This is a genomic window from Variovorax sp. P4_B11, assembly GCF_056402355.1.
The window spans coordinates 244,893-262,192 of record NZ_JBFUHO010000003.1 but is presented as its reverse complement, the minus strand read 5'-3'; the positions used below and the strand labels follow the sequence as shown (position 1 = coordinate 262,192).

Annotated in this window: 8 protein-coding genes; 4 read left to right on the top strand and 4 right to left on the bottom strand. The window is 68.4% G+C overall.

Annotation, left to right across the window (positions count from 1 at the left end; genetic code table 11):
• Positions 1-64: 64 nt before the first annotated feature.
• From AC1DYD_RS05160 to AC1DYD_RS05150, 3 genes are all read right to left on the bottom strand, one after another.
• Positions 65-9,865 carry an autotransporter-associated beta strand repeat-containing protein gene (locus tag AC1DYD_RS05160; protein ID WP_478171661.1) on the bottom strand — a complete coding sequence of 3,267 codons (9,801 nt, stop codon included), beginning with the start codon at positions 9,863-9,865 and terminating at the stop codon, positions 65-67.
• A gap of 232 nt (positions 9,866-10,097) precedes the next feature.
• Positions 10,098-11,171 (bottom strand): patatin-like phospholipase domain-containing protein, encoded by a 1,074-nt coding sequence (locus AC1DYD_RS05155; RefSeq protein WP_478171660.1) that lies wholly within the window; start codon positions 11,169-11,171, stop codon positions 10,098-10,100.
• Between the two features lie 47 nt (positions 11,172-11,218).
• Positions 11,219-13,591, bottom strand: a complete 2,373-nt coding sequence (locus tag AC1DYD_RS05150) for a Tex family protein (protein WP_478171659.1) — start codon at positions 13,589-13,591, stop codon at positions 11,219-11,221.
• Positions 13,592-13,688: 97 nt separating this feature from the next.
• Here AC1DYD_RS05150 and AC1DYD_RS05145 point away from each other — a divergent pair, with 97 nt between their 5' ends.
• From AC1DYD_RS05145 to AC1DYD_RS05130, 4 genes are all read left to right on the top strand, one after another.
• Complete coding sequence (locus AC1DYD_RS05145) at positions 13,689-14,183, top strand: hypothetical protein (RefSeq protein WP_478171658.1); 495 nt, start codon at positions 13,689-13,691, stop codon at positions 14,181-14,183.
• A 60-nt stretch (positions 14,184-14,243) separates the two neighbouring features.
• A complete protein-coding gene (locus AC1DYD_RS05140; protein ID WP_478171747.1) occupies positions 14,244-14,831 on the top strand; it encodes a DUF2239 family protein in 588 nt (195 codons plus the stop codon).
• Positions 14,832-14,881: 50 nt separating this feature from the next.
• A complete protein-coding gene (locus AC1DYD_RS05135; protein ID WP_478171746.1) occupies positions 14,882-16,237 on the top strand; it encodes an MATE family efflux transporter in 1,356 nt (451 codons plus the stop codon).
• A gap of 62 nt (positions 16,238-16,299) precedes the next feature.
• Positions 16,300-16,905, top strand: a complete 606-nt coding sequence (locus tag AC1DYD_RS05130; protein ID WP_478171657.1) for a glutathione S-transferase — start codon at positions 16,300-16,302, stop codon at positions 16,903-16,905.
• 9 nt (positions 16,906-16,914) lie between these two features.
• Here AC1DYD_RS05130 and AC1DYD_RS05125 read toward each other — a convergent pair whose 3' ends face one another.
• Complete coding sequence (locus AC1DYD_RS05125; RefSeq protein WP_478171656.1) at positions 16,915-17,217, bottom strand: hypothetical protein; 303 nt, start codon at positions 17,215-17,217, stop codon at positions 16,915-16,917.
• Between the last annotated feature and the right edge of the window lie 83 nt (positions 17,218-17,300).

Genomic DNA, 17,300 nt, shown 5'->3' with positions numbered 1-17,300 from the left:
GCGCTGCAAACACCGAACAGCGGCAGCCGGAACCGGCAACCCCGACGCTCCGCGTGCAGGTGCCTCAGAACTTCCAGCTCACGCTGGCGCGGATGCCGTTGTCCCGCCTGCCGCTGCCGACCTGCCCCGCATAGGACAGGCTGGCGAGCGCATTCCGTGCGATCGGCGCATCGACGCCGAGTTCGAGCACGGCCGTGTCTTTCGCGATCGGCACGCCGGCCACGACGAACGCGCTGGAGCCGTTGAAAGACAGCGCGCTGGTCGGCACCGTGCCGCTGAAGGCATGGCGCCAGCCCAGCATGCCGCGGGCGGTCCAGTCGGTGCCGCCCATCGCGAAGGTGGATGCGGCGCGCAGACCCAGCGTCGAGAACGTGGTGCTGGTGTCGTCGCTTCGCCCGGTCAGGGCGGCGAGCCCCCCGCGCTCCGCGAAGCCGTCGGTCGACTGTCTCACGTAGGCCAGACTCGCGAACGGTTCGAGCTGGACCTGTCCGGCATCGATGCGCCAGCCCAGTTCGCCAAAAGCCTGGGCAGTGCTGGCGTCGTAGCCGCCATTGAGTTGGTCGGCGTAGCCGGGGAAGACCACGGAGCGGCGGGTGTCCAGGCTGTGCCAGGTGTAGGCCGCGCCCAGCCGCAGGCCGAGATCGCCCCATTGCGTGCCGCCGTACACGCCGAGATCGTAGTTGTCGCTGGTGCCCGAGGAATGGCGATCGTCTACATCGAAGGTCGATCGGCTGTAGCCCGCCAGCACGCCCAGGCGCCAGTTGTCGGACACCCGCGCGTCGGTACCGGCGAACAGGCCGCCGATCGAACTGCTCAGCTTCGCTGCATTGCCATCCCCGTCGGTGCTGCCCCAGGAGCCGAAGGCCCGGGCCCAGACCACCGGACGCGACGGGTTGCACTCCGAGTCCGCGAAAGGCGTGGCCCCAGCGCCGCCCGGCTGGGTGCCGATGCGCGAGTCGGTGCCGCCGACCGCACACAGCGCCTGACGCGTGCGGTCCGTCGCCGCCTCACGCGCGAAGCGGCTGTCCTCGATCATCTGCGTCTTGGCCGAGGCGTGGAGTTCACCGGACAGCTTGTTGAAGGCATCGCGCGCCTCGATGTCGTTGGCAAGCAGGCCCACCGCATCTTTCAGTGCATTGCCGTCGGGCAGGCTCTGCAAGGCGAACGAGGTGGCGATTTCGTTGCGCGTCAGCGCCGCGCTCGGGAAGGTGCGCATCTGCACCGGCGTGAGGTAGACGTTGTTGGCATCGTAGGAGTCGACCAGGCTGTAGAAAGCGCCGGCGGTCTCGCCGGTCAGGGCGTAGGTGCCGGTCACGCCATTCGTGGCGGTGAGCACGGTGTAGCGCGAGTTCAGCGAGTATTCGCCGGGACTGACCTTGACGACGTAGAGAAAGGGGTTGTTCTCCAGCGTCGCCGTGCCGTTGACCTTCACGAGGTCGGAGGCGGTGCTGCCCGGATTCACCTCCACGCGGTAGGTGGAACCGGCCGCCTGCGTGAAGTTGCCGTTGATCGTGAGCGTGCCGATGGAGTTGCCGGGCGTGATCTTGCCGCCCGCGCGAATCACGGTGCTGCCGACCACGCCGTTTCCGCCCAGCGTCCCGTCGGCCAGCACCTGCACCGCCGAGTTGGCCAGCGAGCCGTTGACGGCGAGCAGTCCGCCCGCCACGGTTGTGGGCCCGGTCAGCCCGCTGACGCCCGTGAGGTTGAGCGCCCCCGCCCCGAATTTGGCGAAGCTGCCCGGGCCGTTGATGGCGTTGGCGAAGCTGGCATCGACCGGCTGGTCGATGTTCAGCGCGGCGTTGTTCTGGATCGGCCCGCTGCCGAAGCTCGCCGCCGAGCCGGCCAGCGTGCCCGCCGAGATGAGCGTGCCGCCCGAATAAGTGTTCGAGCGCGTCAGCGTGGTCACGTTGTTGCCGGCCTGCACCACCGAGCCGCTGCCGCTGATCACGCCGTCGAAGGTGATGTCGTTCGCGTGCTTGAAGGCCAGCGAGCCATTGTTCGTGACGTCCCCGAGGATCGAGCCCGTGGCGCCGTTGTTGCCCAGTTGCAGCGTGCCGCCGGCAATCGTCGTGCCGCCAAGGTAGCTGTTGTCGGCAGTCAGCACGGTGGTGCCGGGACCGGCTTGCACCACCACGCCGCTCCCGCTGATCTCGCCGCCGAAGACCGCGGTGTCCGAGCGATTGAAGACCAGCCGGCCCTGGTTGACCACGTCGCCCAGGATGGAACCCGTGGTACCGCCGTTGCCGAGCTGCAAGGTGCCTGTGGTGATCGTCGTGCCGCCGGTGTAGGTGTTGGTGCCGGTCAGCGCCAAGGTACCCAGATCGGTCTTGATCAGTCCGCCGGTGCCGGTCAACTCGGCGTCGATCGCGGCGACGTAGCCGGCCCCCGCCGAAGTGCCGTCCCCGACACGGAAGACCTGGGCGCCGGGCTGCAGCGTGATCGGACCGCCCTGCACCAGGTACCCGCCGGTAGCGAACTGCATGCCCGACGAGGTGACGGGACCAAGGCTGTTGTCCACCGTCACCGTGCCGGGCGTGCCGCCGAAAACGGCGAAAGCGCCGTTCGAGTAGCCCGCATTGATCATGCCGCTGGACTCGGTCCAGTTGTCATTGCCGGCCCCTGCCTGCCAGACGCCGCTGCCACCGTTGACCACGCCGTCGAACTTGGGTCCGGTGCCGTCCCAATAGTTGAGTGTCAGGCCGGCGGTGTTGACCAGGTTGACCTGGCCCGCGAAGCCGGTCTGGACGATATCGACGCTGGCCGCCGGCACCGTGCCGAGGACGAGGCCGTTGTCAGTCAGCGTACCGCCGTAGCTGATGACGCGGTAGAGCCCCGGGCCGAAGCTGCCGGCGCCTGCGGCCGAAACGTTCAGTGTGCCGTCGAGCGTCAGGTTGCCGCCGACGATGGTGAGATCGTTGAGCGTGCCGCCGGGCACGCCGGCCTGGCCGAACTCGTAGTTCAGGACCGAGGCGCTGGCGAGGGACAGGTTGCCGCCGATGGTCAGCGTGCCGACGGAGCCGCCGGGCGACAGCACGCCGTCGGCAATGGCCACGCTGCCGCCGATCGTGCCGTGGCCGGCGATCGTTCCGCCGGAGGACACGGACATCGTGCTCGTCGGCGAGCCCAGGGTGCCGTTGACCCGCAGCGTGCCGTTGGTGACCGCCGTGGCGCCAGTGAAAGCGCTGCTGTCGCCCGTGAGCAGCGTGGTGCCCGTGCCAATCTGCTGGAGGCTGCCGCCGCCGCCGATCGAGCCCGCGAGGGTCAAGGCATCGGAACGGTTGAACACCAGCGTGCCGTTGTCCACCACGTTGCCGACGATCGAGCCGGTGGTGCCGCCGTTGCCAATCTGCAAGGTGCCGGCCGTGATAGTGGTGCCGCCCGTGTAGCTGTTGGCGCCGGTCAGCGTGGTCGTGCCCGTGCCGTTCTGCGCCACCGCCCCGCTGCCGCTGATCACGCCGCCGAAGGCCACCGCGTCGGAACGGTTGAACGCCAGGGTGCCGTTGTCGACCACGTTGCCGACGATCGAGCCCGTGGTGCCGCCGGCGCCGAGCTGCAAGGTGCCGGCCGTGATCGTGGTGCCGCCCGTGTAGGTGTTCGTGCCCGTCAGCGTCGTCACGCCTGCGCCGATCTGCGAGGCCGCGCCGCTGCCGCTGATGACGCTGCCGAAGGTCACCGCATCGGAACGGTTGAACGCCAGCGTCCCGTTGTCCACGACGCTGCCGACGATCGAACCGCTGGTGCCGCCGGCGCCGAGTTGCAGCGTTCCCGCCGTGATCGTGGTTCCGCCGCCGTAGGTGTTGGCGGCCGTCAGGACGGTCGTTCCCGCGCCGGCTTGCGTGACTGACCCGGTGCCGCTGATGAGGCCGCCGAAGCTTGCGACGTCCGACCGGTCGAACACCAGCGTGCCGCTGTTGGCCACGTCGCCGACGATCGAGCCCGTGGTGCCCCCGGCGCCGAGCTGCAAGGCGCCGGCGGCGATCGTGGTGCCCCCGGTGTAGCTGTTCGTGCCCGTCAGCACCGTGGTCCCGCCGCCGATCTGATTCACCGCGCCCGTGCCGCTGATCGCCCCGGCGAGGGTCAAGGTGTCGGAACGGTTGAACAACAGCGTGCCGTTGTCGACCACGTTGCCGACGATCGATCCGGTGGTGCCGCCGTTGCCCAGTTGCAGCGTGCCCGCGGTGATCGTGGTGCCGCCCGTGTAGCTGTTCGCGCCGGTCAGCGTGGTCGTGCCCGCGCCGTTCTGCGCCACCACCCCGCTGCCACTGACGATGCCGCCAAAGCTCACCGCGTCGGAACGATTGAACGCCAGCGTGCCGTTGTCGGCCACGTCGCCGGCGATCGAACCGGTGGTGCCGCCATCGCCGATCTGCAGCGTGCCCGCGGAAATGGTCGTGCCGCCGCTGTAGGTGTTGTCGGCGGTCAGCACAGTGGTGCCGGTGCCGATCTGCGCGACGCTACCGGTGCCGCCGATCGTCCCCGCGAAGCTCACCGTGTCCGAGCGATTGAAGGCCAGGCCGCCGTTGTCCACGACGTCGCCCACGATCGAACCGCTGGTGCCGCCATTGCCGATCTGCAGCGTGCCCGCGGAGATCGTCGTGCCGCCCGTATAGCCGTTCGCGCCCGTCAGCACCAGCGTGCCGAGGTCGGTCTTGACCACGCCGCCGGTGCCGTCCAGCGCCGAGGCGATGGTGGCCACGTAGCCGGCGCCCGCACCGGTTCCGTCGCCCACGCGCAAGGTGTTGCCGCCTGCGAGCAAGGTGATCGGACCGCCCTGCACCACGTACCCGTTGACCGCGAACTGCATGCCCGACGACGTGACCGCGCCGAGGCCGGTGTCCACGGTCACCGTGCCGGCCGCACCGGCGAAGACCGAAAAGGCGCCATCCGTGTACGCGGCATTGAGCGCGCCGGTCGAATCGGTCCAGTTGTCGTTGCCTCCCGCAGCCTGCCAGATTCCGCTGCCGCCATTGATCACGCCGTCGAACTTGGGTCCGGTGCCGTCCCAGTAGTTGAGTGTCACGCCCGCCGTGTTGACCAGGTTGACTTGGCCCGCGAACCCGGTCTGCACGAAGGTGGCGCTGCCGGCCGGCATCGTGCCGAGCGCGAGACCGTTGTCGGTCAACGTACCGCTGTAGTTGAAGACGCGATAGACACCCGCACCAAAGCTGCCGCCTGTGGGAACGGTGACGTTGAGCGTGCCGTCGAGCGTGAGGTTGCCGCCGACGATGGTGAGATCGTTGAGCGTGCCGCCGGGCACGCCGGCCTGGCCGAACTCGTAGTTCAGGATCGAGGCGCTGGTGAAAGCGAGATTGCCGCCGATGGTGAGGGTGCCGGGGGAGGCGCCGGGGGACAGCACGCCATCGGCGATGCTCACATTGCCCCCGATGGTGCCGTGGCCGCCGAGCGTGCCGCCGGAAGACACGGACAGCGTGCTTGCCACCGAACCCAGGGTGCCGTCGACCAGCAGCCTGCCGCTGGTGACGCTGGTGGTGCCGGTGAAAGCGCTGCTGTCGCCCGTGAGCAGCGTGGTGCCCGTGCCGATCTGCTGGAGGCTGCCGCCGCCGCCGATCGAGCCCGCGAGGGTCAGGGTGTCGGATCGGTTGAACGCCAGCGTGCCGTTGTCGACCACGTTGCCGACGATCGAGCCGGTGGTGCCGCCGTTGCCAATCTGCAAGGTACCTGCAGTGATCGTGGTGGCGCCCGTATAGGTGTTCGCGCCAGTCAGCGTGGTCGTGCCCGCGCCGTTCTGCGCCACCGCCCCACCGCCGCTGACAACGCCGTCGAAGCTCACTGCGTCGGAACGGTTGAACACCAGCGTGCCGTTGTCGACCACGTTGCCGACGATTGAGCCGGTGGTGCCGCCGCTACCGAGCTGTAGCGTACCGGCTGCGATCGTCGTGCCGCCGCCGTAGGTGTTCGCGCCCGTCAGCGTCGTGGTGCCGCCGCTGATCTGCGAGAGCGTGCCGCTGCCGCTGATCTCGCCGTCGAAGGTGATGAAGTTCGTGCGGGCGAACGTCAGTGTGCCGTTGTTCACCACGTCTCCGACGATGCTGCCCGTGAAGTTGTTGTTGCCGATCTGCAGCGTGCCGGCGCCAATCGTGGTGCCGCCGCCGTAGGTGTTGGCGGCGGTCAGCACCGTGGTCCCGGCACCCGACTGCTCGACGGCGCCCGTGCCGCTGATCACCCCGCCGAAAACCGCGACGTCCGAACGGTTGAAGGCCAACGTGCCGTTGTCCGCCACATCGCCGACGATCGAGCCCGTCGCGCCGCCGGCACCGAGCTGCAAGGTGCCGGCCGCGATCGTCGTGCCGCCCGTGTAGGTATTCGTGCCGCTCAGCGCGGCGACGCCCGCGCCGATCTGGCTGACCGAACCGGTGCCACTGATCGCGCCGCCGAAGGCCACCGTGCCCGACCGATTGATGAGCAACGCGCTGTCGTTCACCACGTCGCCCGCGATCGAACCGGTGGCGCCGCCGTCGCCGATCTGCAAGGTGCCCGCCGCGATCGTCGTGATGCCCGTGTAGGTGTTCGTGCCTGTCAGCGTCGTGGTGCCGCCGCCGATCTGGCTCACCGCGCCCGTGCCGCTGATTGCGCCGGCGAGGGTCAGCGCGTTCGAGCGGTTGAGCGTCAACGTGCCGTTGTCCACCACATCGCCGAGGATCGAGCCGGTCGTGCCGCCATTGCCGAGCTGCAGCGTGCCCGCGTTGATCGTCGTGGGGCCGGTGTAGGTGTTGTCGGCCGAGAGCACGAGCAGGCCAGCGCCGTTCTTCGTCAAGGTCTGGCCGTTCCAGCCCGTCGCCGAGGCCACCTGGTTGCCCAGGGCCACGTCGACATTGAAGGTATCACCGGGATTCACCAGCGTGAAGGTGCCGTTGCCGCCGCCCGCTCCGCCGAGCCAGGCCAGGCCGAAGCCCACGTTGTAGTCGGCGCCGCTCTGCTGACCGAGGATCGTGAGGTAGTCGACCGGGCTCGACGAACCGGCCGGGTTGAAGGACGTGAAGTTGCCGCTGATGCCGCCGCCCGTCGTGTGGATGATCGTGTAGGCGTTCGCGGACAGTGCGCTCGCCAGGGCCGGCACCACACCCGAGAAGCCGGTGACATTCAGGGTCCCGTTCAGCGTCGCCGCGTTGGCCGTGACGAGCGGCGGATTCGCCGCCCCCACATCGACGTTCAGGGTCGCCCCCGCCGCCTGAGCCAGGGTCCCCGAGAGGCTCAACTGCGCGTTCGCGCCGATCTGCGTCGTGGCGCCGGCGCCGGTGGTCAGGCTCGACGCGGTGAACACCCCGGTCTGCGCGAAGTCCAGCGTGCCGGCACTCACGGTCACGGTGCCGGCGCTCGAACTCGCAGCTGTCAACGTCGCCTTGCCTGCACCGGTCTTCTGCAAGGCGCCAGTGCCCGTCAGCAGGTTCGCGAACGTGCTGTCGGCGGCGAAGTCGAGCTCGAAGGTGGCGCCGTTCGCCACCGCGCCCGTGCCGAGCGCATTGCCGTGGGTCGCCGTCAGCGTGCCGCCGCCGGCCTGGATCGTCGTCCCGCCGGTGTAGCTGTTCGCCGCGCCCGAGAGCGTCAGGTTGCCGGTGCCGGACTTGATGAAGCTGCCCGAGCCCGCGATGCTGCCGGAATAGGTCGTGGCCGCCGTGCTGTTGTCGGTCAAGGTGGCCGAGCCCAGCAGGATCGTGCCCGAGCCTGCCAGGTTGGCGACGGTCTGGTTCAGGTTGTTCTGGCCGAGATCCAGCGTGCCCTCGACCGTCATGCCGGAACTCAGGCCGAATGCGCCAGTGACGCCGCCCATCAGCGTGGCGCCCGCACCCACCGCCGTGGTACCCGTGTAGGCGTTGGCCGGAGTCGAGAGCACCAGCCTGCCGCTGCCCTGCACCGAGAGTCCGCCCGCGCCGGTGAAGCGCCCCGAGACGTTCAGCGTGTTCCCCGCATCGGGGGTCGCGATGACCGTTCCCGCCAGGATCATGTTGTTGGTCGCGGCCAGGATGCCGTTGCCGCCGAACCGGGCGCCGTTCTGAAAGTTGATGGTTGTCGCGTCGAGTGTCAGCGTGCCGCCGGTCACGGCCACCGTTCCACCATCGGCCACGGTGACAGCCTGGGCGCGCAGGTTCGAATTGGCGCCGCCCCGCACGGTCCCTGCGGTGCCGGAGCCGGTGGTCACGAGGAAAGTGCCTGCCCCCACGGTCCCGTAATTCACGCTGTCCGCGAGCGTGAAGTCGCCCCCCCTGACCGTGGTGTTCGCCCGGATGGTCGAGTCGAACAGCGCCGTCGCGCCGTTGTCGCCATGCAGGATGACCTCCCCGTCTCCGGTCTGGGTCACGGTGACGGTGGAGCCGGCCGTCGAGCCGATCGGATCATAGAACTGGATCTGCTGCCCCGCGTTGACGTTCAGGTTGAGGTTGCCCGAGGTCCCCAGATAGATGGCGTTCGGTTCGCCGGAACCTGCCACCGGCCGGCCGCCCGAAACGGAAACGCCTTGCCGATTGCCCTCGAACCGGATGTTGTCCGTCAGCGCGTTGAACGTGATCGTGCCCGATTGCAGATAGATCGCCCCGCCGCTGGTCGACGCCGAATTGTTCAGGAACTGCGAGCCCGAAGCCAGGCTCGCCGTCGCGTTGGCCGAGTCGTAGAAGATGGCGCCGCCGTAGCCGCCGCCCGACCCGCTGCCGGACTTGACGGCGAAGTTGTTGGTGAAGATCGCCGGGGCCGTGAAGACGTAGCGATAGTCGTACGAACTTCCGTTTCCGAACGCGCTGATCGCACCGCCCCGCGCATTGCCGTTGCCACCCGTCGAGTTGATGTAGTTGCCGTCGAATGTGACGGTGTCATTGAACTGGGCAATGGTGGCGCCCGAACCGGGGCTCAGGTAGCCGATGTTGATGGCGCCGCCGCGCGGATCGCCCGCGCCCGTCTGGACGCTGCTGACGTAGTTCCCTGAGAAAACCGTCGGCCCGTTGAAGATCAATCTCGAGTCGCCGCCCCAGAGGTCGATCGCACCGCCAAAATAGTTGGCGGCGCGGTTGTTGGTGAAGGTCACCGGGCCGTTGAAGTTCAGGACGCCCTGTCCCTGGTACATCGATACGGCGCCGCCGTAGTTGTCCGTGGTGTTGGAATCGAAGGCGACCCGGCCATCGAAATTCATCGTGCCGACATACATCGCGAGCGCACCTGCGGCGTCGCCGGCACCGACATTGTTGGAGAACGTGATGCCGTTCGCGCCCCCCGCCGTGACGTTCACCGTCGAGGACGTCGTCGAGGACACGTTCATGTACATGACGCTGCCCTCGACGCCCGAGCCGCCGGTGAAGTTGTTGAACGTCACATCGTTCAGGTTCAGATTGACCGTGTAGCCGTTGGTGCCGTTGTAATAGAACAGCGGATACCCCGTCGACGAGGTGCCCTGGAACCTCAGGTTCGAGAGCGTGACCGCCGTCGGCGTGACGCTCGAGGAGGGATGCAGGAAACTGTTGGTGATCCCCCCTGTGGTGATCGTGTAGCCCGCGCCGTCCAGCGTCAGCAGTGCGCGCGGCGCCGTTTGGGCAACGCTGGTGTTCCAGACCGCGTCGCCGCCCAGAACGAAGCTGTTGTTGGTCGCGTTCAGGTTGGTGTTCAGATAGGCGCCGACGTTCGTTCCCGCGGGAATGGTGACCTGGCCGAATGCCACTGGGGCCAGCGCCAGTCCGATGGCAAGCGCCGTCCACGAGACCATCGCGGCATGGCCGGTTCCAGGCGCTGCGCCGCGCCTGCGCAGCGAGCGGACACCACCCGTGCCACTGCCCGATCCTCCCTTGCCTCTTCTTGCGTGTTCTGATGCGACGACGACCTGGCCGCGATGCACGTTCCAGAGCGCGCTGAATACTCTGTTCATGAGACGCCTCCTGCGAAGGCGCTGCGACCTCGCTTCCTGGGTCTGCTGGCGTCTCGTGTCACTCCCCTGGCGGCAATATGAGGGGTGACGGACTGTTTGTCGACGCACACGTAGACAAGCTTTTCCATCAAATCGCGCTTGACAATGCGTTGATGCAGCTGCGCTACACCGGGGCGCACGCAATCGGCGCACAGGGCTGCTCCGCGCCCCCAGACGCAAGCCTTCTGCGCCTCTAGAGCGGGCGCACATCCCGCGCGCTGCAATCGCTATCGAGCCACTGCCTGAATTCGTCCGCCAGCCGCTGCGATTCGCGCGCCGCCGTGCTCCAGGTCCTGATGCGCCCCGGCAGGTCGTTGCCATAGCGGATGAAGTCGTTGCGGTCGGGCAGCTTGCCATTGGGCAATGACCGCACCCATTCCGGGTCCGGCGCCAGCACCACCATGCGGTCGAGGAAGCCGGTCGGCTTGTGGCGCCACTTGAGGCCCTTGTCGAGCCAGCCCGGCACCACGGCCTGCTGGAAATGCGGGTACAGCACGATGCCCTCGGCATTGCCGTAGTCGAGGTGCAGGTGGTAGTCGGTGATGCCGCCGTCCCAGTAGGCGCCGGGCGGCGCGCCCGGGATGTCGTGCACCGCCTCGAGCATGAACGGGATCGAGCACGAGGCCTGCAGCGCGAGCTCGAAATTGGCCTCGACCAGGTCCACCTGGCGGGTGCGGAAATCCCGCGTACCGAAGGGCAGCGCCGCGCCGGGGGTCGAGAACACCACGCGCTCCAGCCATGCGCCCAGGCTCTTGCGGTGCACGCTGTTGGTGAGGAAGGCCCCCAGGTAGCCCACCGGCGTGCGGGCCGGGCCCTCGCGTCCGAGGATGTGCCGGCCGCGCGCCGTGATGACATGCAGGCGGTACCGTGGATGCCCGAGGACTTCCGCCGTCCGGCCGCCGTAGAAGCTGCGCAGCCCCTCGCCGAACTGCGCGCTGACCTGCTTCGCGCTCAGCCGCTTCTGGCCCGGCGGCAGCTCGAAATGCTGGTGGATGTAGCCCTTCTCGAATTCTTCGAAGGCGGTCTTCGTGTCGCCCAGGCAGGCGTTCGCCAGCCGCCAGGCGCCGATCGAGGCGCCGACCAGGTCGATCGGCTGCGCGCTTTGCGGCAGCCAGTCGCCGAACAGGAAGCGGTCGAGCGGACCGAGCACCAGCCCCTTGGGGCCGCCGGCCGCGCCCGGAACCGAGCGCACATCCTGCGGACGCAGGCCGTGGGCGGCGATGTGCGCGCGCGCGGCCGGGCCGGCGTAGATGCGAAGCGCCTTCATGCAATGCTTGCCGGCAAGAATGTTGCGCTCGCTCCCGCGGCCGCCACCTACTTGCGCAGCCCCTGCAGCTTGGCGAAGGCGGAGGCCATCTGGCCGGCCGGCTGCGGCGAATTGTCGCGGCGCGGACCCTGTTGTCCGCGCCCTGCCCCTTCGAAGCGGTTGTCGCGCGGACCATCGCGGCGCGCCGGCGCGGCGTCGAGCTTCATCGACAGGCCGATGCGCTTGCGCGCCACGTCCACTTCCATCACCTTGACCTTGACGATGTCGCCGGTCTTCACGACCTCGCGCGCATCGTTGACGAACTTGTGCGAGAGCTGGCTCACGTGCACCAGGCCGTCCTGGTGCACGCCGAGGTCGACGAAGGCGCCGAACTGCGCCACGTTGCTCACCGTGCCCTCGAGCACCATGCCCTCGACCAGGTCCTTGATGTCGTCGACGCCGTCGTTGAAGCGCGCCACCTTGAAGTCCGGGCGCGGGTCGCGGCCCGGCTTCTCGAGCTCGCCGAAGATGTCCTTGACCGTGATGACGCCGAACTTCTCGTTGGCGAACTGCTCGGGCTTGAGGGTCTTGAGCATCTCGGCGCGGCCCATCAGCTCGGCCACGGGCTTGCCGGTCTTCTCCATCATCTGCTCGACCACCGGATAGGTTTCCGGATGCACGCCGGTCATGTCGAGCGGGTTGCTGCCGCCGCGGATGCGCAGGAAGCCCGCGCTCTGCTCGAAGGTCTTGGCACCGAAGCCGCTGACGTCCAGCAGCTGCTGGCGGCTGGCGAAGGCGCCGTTGGCCTCGCGCCAGCGCACCACCGCCTTGGCGACGCTGGCCGACAGGCCCGAGACCCGCGACAGCAGCGGCACGCTGGCCGTGTTGAGGTCGACGCCGACCGAGTTCACGCAATCCTCCACCACCGCATGCAGCGTGCGTGCGAGTTCGCTCTGGTTCACGTCGTGCTGGTACTGGCCGACGCCGATCGACTTCGGATCGATCTTCACGAGTTCGGCCAATGGGTCCTGCAGCCGCCGTGCGATGCTCGCAGCGCCGCGCAGGCTGACGTCGACATCGGGCATTTCCTGCGAGGCGAACTCGCTGGCCGAATAGACCGAGGCGCCGGCCTCGCTGACCACCACCTTGTCGACGTTGACGTCGGGCGCGCCGGCCTGCGCCGTCATCTTGGCCAGCAGCTTGATCAGGTCGGCCGCCAGCTTGTCGGTCTCGCGGCTGGCCGTGCCGTTGCCGATCGCGATCAGGTTCACGCCATGCTTGGCGCACAGCTTGCCGAGCGTGTGCAGCGAGCCTTCCCAGTCGCGGCGCGGTTCGTGCGGAAACACGGTCGCGGTCTCGACCAGCTTGCCGGTCGAATCGACCACCGCCACCTTGACGCCGGTGCGGATGCCCGGGTCCAGGCCCATCACGACGCGCGGGCCGGCCGGCGCGGCCAGCAGCAGGTCGCGCAAGTTGTCGGCGAAGACCTTGATCGCGGTCTTCTCGGCATCCTCGCGCAGCCGCGTGAAGAGGTCGCGCTCGGTCGACAGCGCCAGCTTGACCCGCCAGGTCCAGGCCACGCACTTGCGGATCAGGTCGTCGGCCGGGCGGCCCGCATGGCTCCATCCGAGGTGCAGCGCGATCTTGCCTTCGGCGATCGAGGGCTTGCCCGGCTCGGGCTCGACCGGCAGCACCAGCTTGGCGTCGAGGATCTCCTGCGCGCGGCCGCGGAACACCGCGAGCGCACGGTGCGAGGGCACGCGGCCGATCGGCTCGTCGTAGTCGAAGTAGTCGCGGAACTTGGCGATGTCGGCGTTGTTCTCGTCCTTGCCCGCCATCAGGCTGGACTTGAGCAGGCCCTCGGCCCAGAGCCATTCGCGCAGGCGCTGCACCAGCGCCGCATCCTCGGCCCAGCGCTCGGACAGGACGTCGCGCACGCCATCGAGCACGGCCGGGACGCTCGAGAAGTCCGGGCCCGGCTTGCCGTCGTCCAGCGTCGTGGCCGGCTGCAGGAAGGCTTGCGCCTCGACGGCCGGATCCAGCGTCGGATCGGCCAGCAGCTTGTCGGCCAGCGGCTCGATGCCGAATTCGCGCGCGATCTGGCCCTTCGTGCGGCGCTTCTGCTTGAAGGGCAGGTAGAGGTCTTCCAGTTCCTGCTTGGTCGGCGCGGCATCGATCGCGGCACGCAGCGCGGGCGTCAGCTTGCCCTGCTCGTCGATGCTCTTCAGTACCGCCGCGCGGCGATCCTCGAGCTCGCGCAGATAGGACAGGCGGGCCTCGAGTTCACGCAGCTGGATGTCGTCGAGGCCGTCGGTGGCCTCCTTGCGGTAGCGGGCAATGAAAGGCACGGTGGCGCCGCCGTCGAGCAGCTCGACGGCAGCCTTCACCTGGTGCTCGCCGACCTTGATCTCGGCCGCGAGCTGGCGAATGATTTTCTGCATGGATGAGGAGGAAAGTCCCAGGGACGGCGGCGCCCTTGGCGCCTGGCGGATAAAGCGCGGAAGTTTGCCATAGGCCCCAGGGGGACAATGGCGACGAATGCGTATCTTGAAGAAATTCCTGAGCCTGCTCGGCATGGCCCTGCTGGTGCCGGTGCTGCTGTTCGAGGAGTGGGGCTGGGAGCCGCTGGCCCGCGGCGCAGCCCGGCTGGCGCGGCTGCGCGTCTGGGCGCGCATCGAGGCCGCGGTGCGCGCGCTGCCGCCCTGGGGCGCGGTGCTGGCCTTCTTTCTGCCGGCGCTGATGCTGCTGCCGGTCAAGCTTTTCGGACTCTTCCTGCTCGGCGAAGGGCACGCAGTGAGCGCCCTGCTGCTGCTGCTGGCCGCCAAGCTGGTGGGCACCGCGGTCCTGGCACGGCTGTTCCAGCTGGTCGAGCCGGCGCTGATGCGCATCCCATGGTTCGGGCGTTTCTATCCGCGCTGGAAAAGCTGGAAGGACGGGGTGCTGACGCGCGTTCACGAGAGCCGCGCATGGCGCCTGGTGCGGGCGCTGACACGACGCGTCCGGCGCGGCTGGCGGCGCCTGCGGGCCGGCTGAGTGCCTTATTTTTACCCGGGTATATTGGAAATCCATATTTACCCGGGTAATATCGCAGCCATGAACTTGCCACAGGAAACCCGCGATTCAGCCCCCCTCCACCTGATCGTCTTTGCCGACCTGAAGCGCATCGCCCAGGGCAGCGAGTCCGAAGTGCTGGCGCGCCTGCGGGAGCGCGAAGACGACACGCCCTATCTCGTGTTCAACGAACAGACCGGCGAACTGCTCGACTTCGACGTCCATCAAAGGGCCGGCGCAACGACGACGGCAGCCGGCGCCGAGGCTCTCGCGGAGCCGCCGCGCAGCGTGGGTCGTCCCAAGCTCGGTGTCGTGGCGCGCGAGGTGACCTTGCTTCCGCGCCACTGGGACTGGCTCAATCGCCAGCCCGGCGGCGCCTCCGTGGCGCTGCGGCGCCTGGTCCAGGAGGCCAGTCGCGTCAACGCCGACCGTGATGCCGTGCGTGCGGCGCGCGAAGCCGCCTATCGTTTCATGACCGTGATCGCCGGCTCCCTGCCCGGTTTCGAGGAAGCCGCGCGCGCGCTGTTCGCCGGTGACCGCGAGCGCTTCGGGCAACGCGTCGCGCAATGGCCCGAGGACGTCGGCGCCCATCTCCACAAACTCGCCGCGTCGGCCTGGAGCGAGCAATGAGCGCCGCCGACCCGGTGCAGCCGCCGGTCGCCCCACCCGTCAACCCGCGCATGGCTGCCATGGCCTCGAAGCCGCTGTGGAAGGTGTTCCTGCTGTTCCTGGCGCCGATGCTGCTGAGCAACGTGCTGCAGTCGTTGTCGGGCACGCTCAACAACGTCTACCTGGGCCAGATGATCGGCGTCGGCGCCTTGGCGGCGGTGTCGGGCTTCTTCCCGATCATGTTCTTCTTCATCGCCTTCACGATCGGCCTGGGCGCCGGCGCCTCGGTGCTGATCGGCCAGGCCTGGGGCGCGCGCGAGCCCGACAAGGCGCGGGCGGTGGCCGGCACCACGCTCACGGTGGGCGTGCTGTTCGGCCTCTGCGTGGCGATCTTCGGCGGCGCTTTCACCGAGCCGATGCTGCGCCTGCTGGGCACGCCGCCGGACATCCTGCCCGATGCCACGCGCTACGCCCGGATCATCCTGATCGCAATGCCCGGGTTGTTCGTCTTCCTGCTGTCGACCGCGATGCTGCGCGGCGTCGGCGACACGGTGACGCCGCTCTACACGCTGATGATCTCGACCGGGCTCGGCCTGATCATCACGCCCGCGCTGATCAGGGGCTGGTTCGGCCTGCCTCAGCTCGGCGTGGCAAGCGGCGCCTGGGCCACCGTGGTTTCCTTCGTGGTCGCGACCGCCTGGCTGGCCTTCCACCTGCGGCGCAAGAAGAGTCCGCTGGCGCCGGATGCCGACTTCATACGGCACCTGCGCGTGCGTCCGGCGCTGCTCAAGGCGGTGCTCAAGGTCGGCGTGCCGACGGGCGTACAGATGATCGTCGTCTCGCTGGCCGAGATCGCGCTGCTGTCCTTCGTCAATGCCTACGGCTCGAACGCCACCGCGGCCTACGGCGCCGTGAACCAGGTGGTGGCCTACGTGCAGTTCCCGGCGATCTCGATCGCGATCACGGCCTCGATCCTGGGCGCCCAGGCGATCGGCGCCGGCCAGGTGCAGCGCCTCGGGGCGATCACGCGCACGGCACTGGTGATGAACCTGGTGCTGACCGGCTCGCTGGTGGTGCTGGGCTACCTGTTCTCGCGGCCGCTGATGGGCTTCTTCATCACCAGCGAGCCGGTGATCGAGGTCGCGCAGACGCTGCTGCACATCATGCTGTGGAGCACCGTGATCTTCGGCATGGGCGCGGCGCTGTCGGGCATCATGCGGGCCAGCGGCTCGGTGCTGGTGCCGACCGCGATCTCGGTCTTCTGCATTGCGCTGATCGAGGTGCCGGTGGCGTGGTGGATGAGCCACCAGCTGGGCCTGAACGGCATCTGGATCTCCTATCCGGTGGCCTTCACCGCGATGCTGACGCTGCAAGCTTGTTACTACCGCTTCGTATGGCGCAAGAAGGCGATCCAGCGGCTGATCTGAGCGCAGCCGCGCGGCCGATCCTCTACTCGTTCCGGCGTTGCCCCTATGCGATGCGGGCGCGGATGGCGATCGCCGTCAGCGGCCAGTTCTGCGAACTGCGGGAGGTCGTGCTGCGCGACAAGCCGGTCGAACTGCTGGCCGCGTCGCCGAAGGGCACGGTGCCGGTGCTGGTGGACGTGGATGGCCGCGTGATCGACCAGAGCCTCGACATCATGCTGTGGGCGCTGAGGCGCAACGACCCGACGCACTGGCTGAGGCCCGCTCACGCGACGCTGGACGAGATGCTGGCGCTGATCGCCGAATGCGACGGTGATTTCAAGCGGCACCTGGACGGCTACAAGTATCCGGAGCGGCAACCCGTGGCCGAGGCCGAGGCTGGTGCCGAATCACATCGCGCACGAGGCGCCCTCTTCCTCGCGCGGCTTGAGACGCTGCTGCAGACCCGGTCCTGTCTGCACGGCGACACGCCCGCGCTCGCCGATATCGCGATTGCGCCATTTGTGCGGCAGTTCGCGCAGGTCGATGCGGCCTGGTTCGAAGCGCAGGAGGCCTGGCCGCGCCTGCGCGCCTGGCTGGCCGCACGGCTCGAGGCACCGGCCTTTGCGCGCGTGATGCACAAGTTCCCGCCCTGGCGCGCCGGCCAGCGCGGCGTCGATTTTCCTGCCTGACCGAACACCTCAGGATGTCTGCGCGATCAACTCCAGCGGCACGACCTCGACCTCTCCGCCGGCCACGCGCTTGCTTTCCTCGGTATAGCGCTTGAAGAAATCCTGGCTCTGCAATGCCTTGATCGCCTGCTCGTCCGACGCGGCGGCAAGATGGTAGTAGCCCGAGCCATCCCGCTCTTTCAGGCAGCGGTACGATATCTTGCCTTTCACGGTGGGCTCGGTGTCCAGCCAAGCGATGAACTGGCGGATGTGTTCATGCCATGCCTCGGCCGTGCCGTTCTTGAATTGATACTTGATGAGGAAGTGCTTCATCGGTGGCCACCTTTCGGATGTCGGACCTGCGGCGACGTTCGCAACGCCCAAGGGGCGACGCCGCAACCGAGGTCATTGGGCTC